The organism is Paenibacillus graminis (genome assembly GCF_000758705.1).
Lineage (GTDB): Bacteria > Bacillota > Bacilli > Paenibacillales > Paenibacillaceae > Paenibacillus_AQ > Paenibacillus_AQ graminis.
Window position 1 is genome coordinate 2,127,003 of the sequence record NZ_CP009287.1, and the last position, 13,448, is coordinate 2,140,450.

The 13,448-nt window shown below is 48.2% G+C and carries 12 protein-coding genes; 8 read left to right on the plus strand and 4 right to left on the minus strand.

The features are described from left to right. Positions 1 to 62: 62 nt before the first annotated feature. The 4 genes from PGRAT_RS08655 to PGRAT_RS08670 all read right to left on the minus strand — a co-directional run bounded on the left by PGRAT_RS08655 (position 63) and on the right by PGRAT_RS08670 (position 4,242). The gene (locus PGRAT_RS08655) at positions 63 to 752 is read right to left on the minus strand and encodes a TetR/AcrR family transcriptional regulator (protein ID WP_025704491.1); all 690 of its coding nucleotides are present in this window, start codon (positions 750 to 752) and stop codon (positions 63 to 65) included. 54 nt (positions 753 to 806) lie between these two features. Continuing rightward, positions 807 to 1,520 carry an MBL fold metallo-hydrolase gene (locus PGRAT_RS08660; protein ID WP_025704490.1) on the minus strand — a complete coding sequence of 238 codons (714 nt, stop codon included), beginning with the start codon at positions 1,518 to 1,520 and terminating at the stop codon, positions 807 to 809. Between the two features lie 87 nt (positions 1,521 to 1,607). Next, positions 1,608 to 2,768, minus strand: a complete 1,161-nt coding sequence (locus PGRAT_RS08665; protein WP_025704489.1) for an FAD-dependent oxidoreductase — start codon at positions 2,766 to 2,768, stop codon at positions 1,608 to 1,610. A gap of 64 nt (positions 2,769 to 2,832) precedes the next feature. Then, positions 2,833 to 4,242, minus strand: coding sequence for an MDR family MFS transporter (locus PGRAT_RS08670; protein WP_036703924.1), 1,410 nt, complete (start codon positions 4,240 to 4,242; stop codon positions 2,833 to 2,835). An 853-nt stretch (positions 4,243 to 5,095) separates the two neighbouring features. On the opposite strand from PGRAT_RS08670, the gene PGRAT_RS08680 reads away from it, so the two are divergent. The 8 genes from PGRAT_RS08680 (at position 5,096) to PGRAT_RS08720 (ending at position 13,118) form a co-directional block, all read left to right on the plus strand. Then, positions 5,096 to 5,431 carry a hypothetical protein gene (locus PGRAT_RS08680; protein WP_025704486.1) on the plus strand — a complete coding sequence of 112 codons (336 nt, stop codon included), beginning with the start codon at positions 5,096 to 5,098 and terminating at the stop codon, positions 5,429 to 5,431. A gap of 55 nt (positions 5,432 to 5,486) precedes the next feature. Continuing rightward, on the plus strand, positions 5,487 to 5,891 hold the full coding sequence (locus tag PGRAT_RS08685; RefSeq protein WP_025704485.1) for a hypothetical protein: 405 nt from the start codon (positions 5,487 to 5,489) through the stop codon (positions 5,889 to 5,891). Between the two features lie 127 nt (positions 5,892 to 6,018). Beyond that, positions 6,019 to 6,447, plus strand: coding sequence for a 3-hydroxyacyl-ACP dehydratase FabZ (gene fabZ / locus PGRAT_RS08690; protein WP_025704484.1), 429 nt, complete (start codon positions 6,019 to 6,021; stop codon positions 6,445 to 6,447). Positions 6,448 to 7,185: 738 nt separating this feature from the next. After that, on the plus strand, positions 7,186 to 7,467 hold the full coding sequence (locus tag PGRAT_RS08700; protein WP_238326763.1) for a hypothetical protein: 282 nt from the start codon (positions 7,186 to 7,188) through the stop codon (positions 7,465 to 7,467). Positions 7,468 to 7,653: 186 nt separating this feature from the next. Then, entirely contained in the window at positions 7,654 to 8,247 is a 594-nt protein-coding gene (locus tag PGRAT_RS08705; protein WP_025704482.1) for a chloramphenicol phosphotransferase CPT family protein, read from the plus strand. A gap of 250 nt (positions 8,248 to 8,497) precedes the next feature. Then, the gene (locus PGRAT_RS08710; protein ID WP_025704481.1) at positions 8,498 to 9,163 is read left to right on the plus strand and encodes an SGNH/GDSL hydrolase family protein; all 666 of its coding nucleotides are present in this window, start codon (positions 8,498 to 8,500) and stop codon (positions 9,161 to 9,163) included. A 513-nt stretch (positions 9,164 to 9,676) separates the two neighbouring features. Beyond that, entirely contained in the window at positions 9,677 to 11,506 is a 1,830-nt protein-coding gene (locus tag PGRAT_RS08715) for a sensor histidine kinase (protein WP_025704480.1), read from the plus strand. Further along, the gene (locus tag PGRAT_RS08720) at positions 11,493 to 13,118 is read left to right on the plus strand and encodes a response regulator (RefSeq protein WP_025704479.1); all 1,626 of its coding nucleotides are present in this window, start codon (positions 11,493 to 11,495) and stop codon (positions 13,116 to 13,118) included. The genes PGRAT_RS08715 and PGRAT_RS08720 overlap by 14 nt, the downstream gene beginning before the upstream one ends. Positions 13,119 to 13,448: the final 330 nt, after the last annotated feature.

Consider the following 13,448-nt stretch of genomic DNA (forward strand, 5'->3'; position numbering starts at 1 on the left):
CCGAAAGGGAGTATGCCTGCTCCTCAACCACTCGGAGTGATGGGCATCTCTCTTTCGGCTTGTTATTCCATTCCATGATCCAGCTTTAACGTTCCCTGCAAGATAACTTCCAAGCCCCAAAGAAAACGTTCGTCCTTCGGAAGATCACCGGAAAACAACTCGCTTTTATGCGAATGGATGAACGGGAACCGTGAAGCGTCGGCGGATAAATAAGCTTCCTTCATCAATGTAAACGATCGCTTCTCGTTTTTGGACCACGAGACATGTTCAAAAGCCGAGGAAGCGGCGTACATCAATAACAAATCCATCGCCCATGCTGCCGATGCGGGCTGGATGCCGCTGGCCGCCAACTGCTTCAGCAAATATTCGGAGAGATCCAGGGAATGGGGACCCAGGGGTGTCGTGGTCAAGGCAAGCTCGGCTATGCCGGGGTCCTTATAGAGCACTTGCTGATAAGAGAGCAGTGCTGCAAACAGGTTGCTCTTCCACGATCCATCGTCCGTATCGGGCAATTCGACATGGGTCAGGCCATAGTCCAGCACATAGGAGCTTAATTCCTGCAAATCCTTGACATAGACGTAAAGTGACGAAGCTCCGGTATCCAGAGCTTTGGCCACCTTTCGCATGGAAAGACCCGAGATTCCCTCCTCTCTCAACAAAAGAAATGCTTGTTTGACAATGACTTCCCGACTGAGCGGCTCCTTAGCGGGTCGGGCACGGCGGCTGACAATAGTTCGATTGGCATTATTCATACTTTTTTTATATCATGATTGCAGTTAATAGTAAAATCACCGGCGGCAATCATTCTAGTCTTTCTCCCCACGCGAAGCGAGCGTGGTAATCGATTGATTGACATCCGTCTCCACTATGCCTCCGTGGTAACAGATGATCTTCCGGATATCGAATGCGGTCAATTTTTTCAGCGAACGGTAGGCTTCCGGCAAATCGGGCGTTTGCGCTGCATTCGGTCCTTGCAACTGACCGCCCCGAACGACCATCGCATCGCCGGCGATCAGCGTCTTGCTGTCCGGATGATAAAGGCTGATGTGACCGGGAGTATGCCCCGGCGTATGGATCACGATAAATGCTCCTGCGGCATGCAAGGGTTCACCTTCAGCAATCGAATGATCGATGCGAATGCCGTTTCTTGAAAAGTTGGCCCCGAACGATTCGAGAATCTGCGGCAGAGGCTTGAGAAGCGGAAGTTCCCCGACAATATAAGGAGTATCGTCGGAATGAGCAAAAACTTCGATTCCCGGATTGATTTCCAGTATCTGCGGGAGATTGCCGATATGATCGATGTCTTGATGGGTGATAATAACACCGCTCAACATCTCCAGCGAAACGTCCGCAGACGCCAACTGTGCTGTCAAATCTTCCATCATCCCCGGCATCCCCGTATCAACCAAGTAATGGGTATCTCCCGATGAGATCAAGGTTGGCGTAATGGTCCATACGCCTCCGCCGGGCATCCCGGGCACATTCAGACTCAAGTCGAGCGTCGTCAATTTTGTTTTCATGGTCATTTTTTTCGCTGGCGGCAACATCGCGATCCCGCAGGACATGCTGCCAGCTTCGCTCCTTTTCGTATAAAGGCAATAAATCGATTATGGGTTTATAAAGGATTTCATCAGGTCGCCCAGCTTAGCCGCGGCGTTATCGGAAAAAAAGAGTTCCATGTTCGCCTTGGTTTCCGCTGCGACGGCACCGGCGTAGTCGAACATCTTCTGTTCATACTGCCGCACAGCCGTATCCAGCTCGTCGTGGTTTATAAGGGAAAGCGCAAGCTCCGCGCCGTCCAGCATCGCCAAGTTCGCGCCAGCCCCGGCAAACGGCGACATGAGATGCGCGGCGTCCCCGATCAGTGTAACGCCCGCTCTGCTCTCCCAGGTATGCGGTACGGGTAACATATAAATCCGCCGTGGCGTGATGGCTCCATTAGCGCAAGAGATGTATGGTTTCAACTCATCCGCCCAGTCTGCAAACAGGGCTAACAGTTTAGGCTTTGCTTTCTCTGGCTCGTCGTAGGGGATATCCACGCTCTCCAAAAAATCGCGTTCCGCTTGAAATCCCAAATACACGCGAATCCGTCCGTCCCCGTTCATTTGCGCAATCATTCCTTTTCGGTCATCCAACGCATAAACGGTACCCGGGCCGTTAAAAGCGGCAAGCCCGGGAGAATGATTCGCTGCATCCAAAATGTTCAGTTCGATCATACTGACCCCGGAATACTCGGCCTTTGCCTCGCTCACCAATGGTCGAATACGGGAGAACGCCCCGTCTGCCGCCACGACCAGGTCCACGACATCCTTCTGTCCGTTTTCGAAATGAAGGGCATATTGACGATCACCGACAGGGACCGCCTCCAAACATTTGTATCCCCATTGAATCGTATCGGGTCGCAGCGAGTCGAGCAATAAGTCGCGGAGGACGGTGCGGTCGATCTCGGGCCGTGAATATTGAACTGAATCCGGGGCTTGATCGGCCGTATCTTCTTGATAAACCTTGCCGTTCTTGTCAACGATTTTGCTGCTTTGCCCCTCAAACCGGCATATTTCGTAAAACGATTCGAGCAGACCGGCCGCTTGCAACGCTTTTTGACCGGAATCCGTTTCGAGATCGAGCGTTCCTCCCTGCTGACGTTCGTAACGGGAAGCTTCGCCTTCATACACGACAGGGCTGTAACCAGCCATTTGCAACACGCGGGCAAGCGTAAGCCCGCCGGGTCCTGCGCCGACAATAGCAATTCGTTTCGATGAATGGTTCATTTGTCATCACTCCCAAAGTCAGTTTGCTCTTATTTTCTCTACAATGGATTGAAGCATGAGGAATTCAAAGCTGTTTTTCTTTTTGGAGGAACAGACTGACCAGCAAAGCCAGTCCGGCTACTCCGGCCGTAATCCAGAACGTATGGCCGAATGCGATGCCCAGGTCAGCCGATGCATCGGCTGACAAGTGCTTCAACTTCCGCGACAAGTACGCCGTCGTAATCGTTATGCCAAAGGAGGACATAATCTGCTGGGCCGAAGTCGTGATCGGCGTCACCCGGCTGACCAGTTCCCGCGGTGCCAGCTTCAGAATATGGGAGTTGATTTGCATCAGCGTCAAACCTTGACCAAGTCCGACAAAAGCAAAGCTGATCAACAGATAAACGGATCCGGTCTGGGCCGAAATCTGTGTCAGGGCGAGCAAGGCTCCCGACAATGAGCTAATTCCCACGATAACTACCGGACGGGTGCCATATTTATCAAACAATTTGCCGCCTATATTAATTCCTATGGTGGACATAACGGCTTGTGGAATAACGTACAAGCCAGCTTCAAATGGCGATAGTCCTTTAATCTGCTGAAGATACAACGGGAAGAGAAGCAGGCTGCCGAACAAGGCGATTTGATTCAGCCAGGCAAGAATCGCTCCGTGAAAAAACGGAAGCGAACGGAAAACTCGCAGTTCCAGCAGCGGCTGCTTTTGCCTGAGTTCAACAACGATAAAAAGGAGCAGCGCCGCGGAGCCTAGCGCCAGCGAAGCCAAAGCCGGCCCGTCCGACCAGCCTTTATCGCCTCCTTGATGAATACTGAATACAAGCGAGGCAAAGGCTATAGGAGCAAGGAGCGCTCCTTTCGCATCCAATTTCATTTCCTTGCTCGGGTTTGTTGCCGGAAGAAACTTGAACGCCATGAAGAAGGCAAGCATGCCGACCGGCACATTGATAATGAAGATCCAATGCCAGTTGACGTATTCAATCAAGGAGCCGGATAAAATGGGGCCCAAGATGGGGGCCAGTAGCATCGGAATGCCCAATATCCCCATAATCGATCCCCGCTTTTCGGGTGGAGCTATTCGGAACGTTGTCGCGATCCCGATGGGAGCAACCATCCCTCCGCCTAACCCTTGAATGATCCGATAAACAATCAGTTGCTCGGGTGTTTGGGCAAGCGTACATAATACCGAACTAATCACAAACAACACGATGCTTGATAAAAATACTTTTTTCGCCCCGAATCGGTCAGAAAACCATCCGGCCAAAGGAATGACGGCAGCAAGGGCGAGGGTGTAAGCGGTAATGACCCATTGAATGGTTCCAAGTGTGGTGCCGAAATGGTCGACGAGCTTGGGAATGGCAACATTCATGACCGTGCTGTCCAAGATGACCAGAAACATGCCGCTGGCAATAGCCAACAATGTCGGAAGAATTTGTCCGATCGAAAACTCCGATGGAACGGGACGCGCATGATTGGTCAAAAAGGTCACTCTCCTTTCCATGTTAGTATCGATCTGCTTCCTTGAGACACATTAGTTATATCATAACGAACAGTGTTCGTAAAGAACGGTGTTCGTTATGAGCATGGAAGCACGGATGAATGTTCTTCATCAGTGCTTTTTTCTGTCAAACATAATTCCCGGCGGGCTTATCCTTGAAGCAGATCCATTCCCTTGCACCTCAAGGGATCGAGCCTTCTCAAATACACTGGATTAGCTTTGAATTTGTACTAGTTGCAGTAAAACATCAAATACGGACTTTACCTTGCAAGCAACTACTTATCCCGTATGCTGGTAATCAATTGAGCTTGAAAGAACTCAATAGGTTAGCCATGAAGAGGTTTCCGTCAGCCGCAAAGATGGTGGCCATTACGCTGCTCATGCAACGATCTACAGGGAGTTTGACGTCAGTTTTGATCCTAAACAATATTATTATTGTGGCGATATGAATTGGGATTCCGATGAGATTATGCACTAAAGGCATGTCAGGTCGATACGTGGTGGTGCGGCAGACTGGGAAGTTGGCGAGACAATCTGTGTTCGGGTTTCATCAGTCTGATGCATGTGATCAATGGAGATTTACCGCAAACATTGACGCCTATCGCCGTCTTTTGGACAAACAATAATGTCTGCATGCGGCAATTCCGCAACCGTCCGAAAGAATCAAAAAAGCTGCCACGAAATTGGATCAAGCTGTTTATCAAGTGAAACTCGATGGAAAACCAAATCATGCGCATAAATTGTGCGTTACTGGTCACAGAATTGCATGGCATTTCTACAATCATGTTCATGAATCAAAGCTAGCTTCAAAATAATCACAAGAAAACGAAATATTTTGTTAAAGTTATCAGGAAAAGATGAAAGTTTTATAAATGGTTACGAAGATATTCATTATCATTATATATACCCAAGAGACTTAGAAGATGTTTCTCGTCAAGTTCCTCATTCTGCTCCGACGAATATAGATGGGTATAAACCTGTCTATATCGATATGTGGTCAAAATTATCCAATTATTGGGACGTCGATGAGATTAAGAAAAGCATAAGAATAATTGCAAAAGATTTTTTAGGATTGTATACAGAAAATGTAGAATTTATAGATATTCCAACGTTTGAGGAAACAAAATTATCGTACGAACAAGATTATAAGCCTTTCGTAAACGAAAATTGATTCAACTCCCACGGAAGACTATAGCTCAAATAAAACCTAATATAGGAGATTGTCCATGTGCTTTTCGAAGCGTTATGTATGGATTGAAGCTGAAATATGGCCCGAAGGCTTATCGGATTGTAAGGATGATAATACCGATGTTATTGTTGTCTTTCCGGATCGCTCCAAATGGATTGCCACCGTTTTCACTTACCAAAATATCGAGACGGTGAGGCAAAAAAATATACAAACCGGTGAATGCATGAACGGTGCTTATTTTGCTTTAAGCAATATGGTGTTGGTTGATATTATAAGTAGGGAAAGAATTGAACAACTAATCGACCATTTGATTAAACACGACAATTTCCAATCAGTCTTTAATCGATACCCCGATGTAGATGCAGAAGACGACGAGAACTATCCTGGTGGATTTTTTATAACCGAAGAATCGTTGAGCTCCCTCGAAACGTTAGCTCAATAAAAACAAGAAGGCAGCTGATCGACGTGATCGGCTGCTTTTGTTCAACTAACTGGCAGTTAAGTTCCACTATGGATGATTTTGCCAAACGGCGTTAAAATGATAATAAACCTACAAGAGGAGGCACCCCATGCTTGATATTGAAAGAATAAAAAAGGTTATTCCTCATAGATACCCATTTCTATTGGTTGATAAAATCTTAGAAATAGATGAGGGCAAGAAAGCTGTTGGAATTAAAAATGTGACAATCAATGAACCTTATTTCCTTGGTCATTTTTCCGGCTATCCAGTTATGCCTGGAGTCTTGATTGTAGAAGCCTTGGCGCAAATCGGTGGTATAGTTATGTCTCAAGAAGATAACAGTAATCACAAAATAGGCTTATTAACTGGTATAGATAATTGTCGATTCAGACAGCAAGTGAAACCTGGAGACCAACTCCTCCTTACGTTTGAGGTAACTCGAGTCAAGGGACAGATAGTCAAAGGAAAAGGCGTTGCCATGGTTAACAATGAAATGGTTTGTGAAACTGAAATAATGTTTGCATTCAGTTCGATTTAGGTTTTAAGCTGCTTCTTTTAATTGATCAGTCTAAACTAATATTTTATCTTCTCAATCTTTTCGCTTTTCCCCTCAACTAACAGTTGGAGGGGTTTCTTGTTTTGTTGTCCTTTAGTTGATGGTTATCTATACGTCTGCATTCTATAATTAAGTTAACGACGTCCTAATCAGAATAGGGGATAAAAATATGATCTGCACTCCTTCAGATCATGAGAACCTGCTTACTTCCCTAAAGATCAAAGTAGAGATCATGAGTATATTCGAATCTCGAGGGTAATGGAAGGGAGCTCCTAAAAGAAATGACTACTCTATATGAGCAGATACAGCTCCGAAAATTCATCCTGAAAAAATCTGAATAGCTTTAAAATAAGCGTTCAAAACGTAAACCCCCGCTATAATATGTATGGCGTTAAAGGAGGAAATTTAGAAACGTTTACGTATTCGTATAAGGAGAAGATTATTTTCTCTTTATATTACGGAATACCTGAACCAACGGATTATTCCGGAAGCATCCGTGTTTCTGTTGATGGACGTGAGGTATTGACCAGTTCTGGAGAAGTTCAACGTAGTGATCCGGAACTGTTCCCGGCAATGTTTGAGATTCCTATCGAGGCTGGGAGCAAACTCACGATAATCATTGAGGGGAACGAAGAAATATGGGATGTTGGGTATAGGAAAATGAAATATTTTCATCTTCAGTCTGTCTGTTATTTCACATGTAAATTGGAGGTATGAATAATGAAACTAATTCGTTTAATGAAATCATTTCGATTTTGGTTAGTTTTAATTTCATTTGTTGCTATTGCTGTAAATATTTCAGGAAATGACGACTATAACATCCTGTTGGCAATAACTAGTCCGTTGGTCTGGATATACGAATCATCTCATTTTGTGCGAAAAACAGACATTCCAATAGCAGTAGTTTATCTCACAACATTAGCCTTCTGGTATCTTGTTGGTTTCATTTTGGATCGACTATTACAAATACAGGTTAAACACAAAAAAAACATCCCTTGGTAAAATGGATTGTCGAACAACCATTAAAAGATGCAATAAAGCCGCAAATAAAGGCGATGCTTCATTAAGCTAACAGACAGGATAGTTTAATCGTTTCTCGAATATTTTGTCTGTTGGATAATTTAATGAAATTAATTAGAATAAGGTTTTCTGAATGAAACGCAAATCTTATAGATAAGGGTGATTCATGTGAAGCGAGGACTCATTGTGTTTTTGAACGGAACGTCAAGTTCTGGAAAGACCTCCATATCGACTGAACTGATCAATCAGAAAGAGATTCCTTTTTATCATTTATCAATTGATGAATTTTTTAATAATTACAATGATTTTGTGAATAATAAGTTTCCAGATGAACCTCCAAGAGGAATAGATCATCAAGTTGTCTCGCAAATAATTGATCATTCCATATTGTCAGTGTACCATTCGACAATTAAATTGTTATCAGAACTGGGTTTTAATGTAATAGTAGATACCATAATCGCAAATGACAAGTACTTTAATGATTTTTATGATGTACTTATTGATCACCCTATATTGTTTGTAGGCGTATTATGCTCGAAAGAAGAACTCACAAGAAGAGAGCAAAGCAGGGGAGATCGCGCGATTGGTCTTGCCCATTCCCAGTTCGACTACATATATTCCTATGATGAATATGATCTTGAAGTAAACACGGAAGAACTCAGCCCAGTTGAATGTACCGATAAAATATTAAGTTATATTAAGTCCGATCTGGATTACTCTGCATTTAAGAAATTAAGAAAAAGAGAGATTAGTGTTTCATAGAGGCGAATCATCAGAGAACACCATATTCAGCATTGGGGCTATTGCCCCTCGGGCTGCCGAGGGATTTCAGGATTAAGCTAACTACTTATTATATGAAGTCTACGGAATGACAATTCGAATACCGCGCTGTCCCAGCTTCTCCAGCGGATTGCGATGCAGATCATTGAAGAGAAGGCCGGGATCACGGTAGAATATGAATGGGTAACCGCAGGCGAATAACCACTAAATCGTAATCAAAGGATGAGTATTGATGTCTACTTTTTCTGGCAAAAGCAAGGTTTTTCTATTTCAGGGCGATTCGATTACTGACGGCAACCGGGGCCGCGACGAGGACCCTAATCATATTCTTGGCCACAGCTACGCGTATATCATCGGCGCCAGGCTTGGCAATGAGCTGGCTGAACAGAAGCCGGTGTTTTATAACCGGGGCATAAGCGGGAACCGGATTTCAGATCTCTATGCCCGCTGGAATGAGGATGCGATCTATCTGCAGCCGGATGTGCTCAGCATTCTGATCGGGGTCAATGATCTCTGGAGAATGATGAAGGGGGAGCCCAGCGGGGTAACCGACCGTTTTGAGCGGGCTTACCGCCATGTGCTGGAGGAAACCCGGGAAGTGCTGCCGCAGACGAAGCTGGTGCTGTGCGAGCCGTTTATCCTGAAGACGGGAGCTCCGGCGGAAGCCTGGGACGAATGGTCGAAGCATTTGACCCATTATCAGCAGGTGGTCCGTGCGTTGGCAGAAGAGTTCGGCACAGTGCATGTTCCGCTGCAGGCCGCTTTCGATGCGGCGGCGTCAAGAGCGGATGCCGCCTACTGGCTGTGGGACGGCGTTCATCCGACGCATGCCGGCCATGACCTGATTGCCAACGAATGGCTGAGTGTTGCCGGGAAGGCTGGCTTGTTGAACGGCTGAGCATTCGGAGAAGCAGTCTATTGCACTTTATACAGCAGTTAACTCCCAAATCAGCCTGATATCAGATTCTATTGCATTCTGTGCAGCAGAATTTCGGTAGGTGCCTCATAGGTGCCTCACGGGCACCTCGCAGGAACCCGGTAGGTGACACTCTAGCCGGTAACCATAGCTATGGATGCGCCTTCATTTTGGCGGCGGGGTAACGGGCTGGGGCCTTGGCTGGTTTTGCAGAGGGCACGGACAAATAAGCTTACCGGAATAGCAAGGTAAACAAGAGCAGCCCTTAATATTGGTGGGGGGCTCTTTTGATGTGCCGTCACACCGGATACCAATCTTTGGAATAAAGATGAAACAACATCGATATTCTTTTTTTGTTGACACCAGCCCGGGATCGGTCGTATGGTACAGGGGATGAAAGCTGGTTGCCCATGTGGATCATCCGAATGCACGGGGCATGCGCTGGTTGCCGGGGAGCTGGCGAAATTTCTGCTGTGGGAAGGAGAGAAGGCATCCATGAAGTTTCTGAGAAAATGGGGCGGCCTGATCTGGAGCAAGTGGAGTGAACGTTTTTACCAGGTGTCCATCAAGCAGCGGGTGCTGTTCTCTTTTATTGTATTGATAACGCTGTCAATCAGTGCCATGGGCGTGCTGACCTACCGGATAGCCGGGAAGGAAATTCAGAACAATGCGTTTGATGCGAGCAAGGAGACGGTGGACAAAACCCTGCAGCTGCTGGACTACCGGCTGAACGATGTGGCAATGTCTGTCCAGTCCCTGATGCTCAGCGATGCCTACAGGCAGATGATGATTGATGTGCAGGCCCACGATGTGACGAAATATTATGTTCATTTATCGGAAATGCAATACGTCCTCTCGCAGACCACTTTCAATGAGCCGATGATTGAGAACGTTCTCATAGCGACGCCGATCGGGGATTTTTATTCCACCACCCAGGTCCGTGCGCAGGATAATTCGTTCTACGGCTCGGAGCTGTACGACAACAGCAAAAAAAGCCCAGGCGGCTACTGGGCCAAAGGCCATTATGACCGGCTGTTCACCGGCAGCCAGCGGGTAGTGTCTTTTGTTGTGCGGGGAATTTATGAGCGTACGCCGATCACCAACGTTTTCATAGTAGTCAATCTCAGGGAGAATAAGATCGCTTCATTGCTTGGCCAGGGCACCTCCTCGAATGACCGGAAATACCTGCTCCTGAATACTGAAGGGGAGACGGTAGTACAGACAGGCTGGCCTGCCAAGGGCGAGCCTGCAAAGGACCCGGAATTTCTGCAGGACAGTACGTCGGACAGCGAGGGCAATTTCTTTTATCCTTTTGCCGGTGAGAATTACCTGGTCAACTATAAGCAGTCGGCGGTTGCACCGAACTGGATTCTCGCCGGGATGCAGTCCAAGGATCAGCTGCTGGGACAGCTCAAGGGCGTACAGCGGACGGTTCTGGTGGTGATTCTGGTATTTCTGCTGACGACCTGGTTTTTCTCCAATAAGCTGACAGCTGCGCTGCTCCGGCCCTTGTTCAAGCTGAGCAGGCTGATGCGCCGGGTGGAGGAGAACCAGCTCAGCGTATCTTTTGAGAGTAAATATAACGACGAGATCGCCCAGGTCGGGTTTCAGTTCAACCGGATGATGACGGAGATCAAAACACTGATCGAAGATGTGCGGCAGAAGGAAAAGGGCAAACGCCATGCGGAGATCCGGGCGCTGACCGCGCAGATGGAGCCTCATTTTCTGTACAACACGCTGAATACAATCTATTGCAAATCTGTGATGGGCGAAAATGATGATGTCAACGAGATGATCCTCGCATTGTCGCAAATGTTTCAGCTGGGGCTTGGCGGCGGCAGGGATCTGATTACGCTGGAGGACGAGCTGTCCCATGTGCAGCAGTATTGCGCCATCCAGCAGAAATGCTATGAGAATCTGTTCGAGTATCATGCCGAAGCCGAGGAGGAGGAGCTTTTGTCATGCCTCATTCCCAAAATCCTGCTGCAGCCGCTTGTGGAGAACAGCATCCAGCACGGGTTCTCAGACCGGCGGAGCGGTGGCTGTATTCAGGTACGGATCTCGCTGGAGCAGTCCATGCTGCATATCGTTGTAGAGGATAACGGCAAAGGCCTGGATGCCGCCGCAGTCGAGCAGGGAATGGCCAAACGGGAGATTTCAAAAAAAGGCTACGCCCTGGTCAACATCAGGCACCGGCTGCAGCTGTACTACGGCGATGAGGCGCGGATGGAGCTGTCCGGCCAGGCGGGCGCGGGCTCGCGCACAGATTTGTGGATACCGCTCAGTCCACTGCGGGAAGAGGGAGGAAACTATGGAATATCCTGAAGATCGAACGGTTAAAATTTGCGTGATCGACGATATCAAAAGCGTGGTGGACATGATCGCCCGCAAGCCCCAGTGGCAGGAGTATGGCATTGAGGTGGCCGGCACTGCGCTCGACGGTGAAGAAGGACTGCAGATGGTCCGCGGGCAGAAGCCCGATATTGTGCTTACAGACATCCGCATGCCGCGTATGGACGGCCTGGAAATGACCAAGGCGATTCTCGAATTTGCCCCCCACTGCAAAATTATTATTCTCAGCGCGTATTCGGAGTTCTCTTATGCCCAGCAGGCGATCCGGCTTGGGGCGATGGATTTTGTCAAAAAGCCCTTTTCGCTGGAGGAGATTGTGACCGTGGTGCTGAAGGCCAGGGAGCTGTGTCTGCAGGAACGCGAGGAGCAGGAAAAGATCATGGCTATGAAAGCCCAGATCAAAGAGAGCCTGCCGATTCTGCGTCAGGAGTATTTAACCTTCCTGATGCAGCACCGGGCGACGGAGCCGGGGGCGAAAGCCCGCTGGGAGTATCTTGGCATTCCGCTGGCGCAGGAGAATTTCACGGTATTTATCGTGGAGATCGACCATTTTGCCGGAAAATACGGCATGCAGCCGGTGCAGGAGATCGAGCTGATCCGCTTCAGCCTGCAAAATATCCTGGAGGAGACGATCCTCGCCTGGACGCAGGGAGTCCTCTTCCGTGAGGCGACGAACCGCTATGTCTGCATCATCAACGGGGATGACCCCCAGGCCGCCGGGCAGATCAGCGAAGCCTGCTGTGCGAATGTCAGCCGTTATTCCCGCTGCACAGTCTCGATCGGGGTGGGACTCTGCGTGGCTGCCATCCATGAGCTGGCCGATTCCTACGCCCAGGCGCTCAGCGCGCTGGCGTATCATTTCTATACCGGTGGAAACGCTGTATACAGCTACGCGAGTATCGTGCATAAACCCCGGGCCGCGAGCCATTATTCCGTTGCTGCCGAACAGGAATTTCTCTTCGCCCTGCGTTCAGGCAACCGTGAGAAAAGCCAGCTGGTGCTGCAGCAGATTTTTGATGAGCTGCTGCAGCTCGATCCGCTGCCTGCCCCGCAGTATGTGGAGAACATCGGCTATGAGCTGTCCTTCAAAATCTGCCGGGTCATGCTGGAGCTGTTCCCCTATGAGAAGGTGCAGCCGCTGGAGCAGCAAGTGAACCTGCTGAAGAACCGCCTGCATCCTTCACTGCAGGAAATCCGCTCTTTGCTCGAAGAGTTGTGCGCCGAGAGCTGCCGCTGGATTGAAGAAGAACGTTCGGTCGAATCCACGCGGATCATCCAGCAGGCCAAAGCCTATATCTGCGCCAATCTGCACACCAGCCTGACGCTGGAGCAGGTGGCGAAGCAGATCAACCTTAGCCAGGGCTATTTTTCGAACCTGTTCAAGAAGGTGGCGGGCATCTCGTTTCAACAGTTCGTCATGCACGAGAAGATGGAGAAGGCCAAAACCATGCTGATTGAAGGACTGCAGGTGCAGGAAATCGCCATGGAGCTCGGTTATGAGCACCGCCGCTACTTCAGCGAGGTGTTCAAGAAATACACCGACATGACCCCGTCAGAGTTCAAGATTTCATATCTCGGCAGGTAAAATAAGGAGCAGCCATGTGGTCTGCTTGTCTGCTTGTGCGGAAACAACGGCAGAAATGCCGTTGCGTTGTTGGGTGCGCCGCCGGGCAGTGCCAGGAAGTTTGTGTAAGGTGAGTATGTACCTCTTCTGAGCGCTTCGTTAGCTGGTTAGGTGGAAAAAGTATCACTAATTTGCTTAAGCATCGAGCAACCCGGCAGGCTAAGTGGAAAAAGGTGCACTAATTCAGCCCTTTTTCGCTCCTGATAAGGAATATTGCTGGAATAGGTTCCCTTTTTCCACCTAAACCTCGCGATTGTTGATTTTTGTGGAATTTAAGTTCCCTTTTTCCAC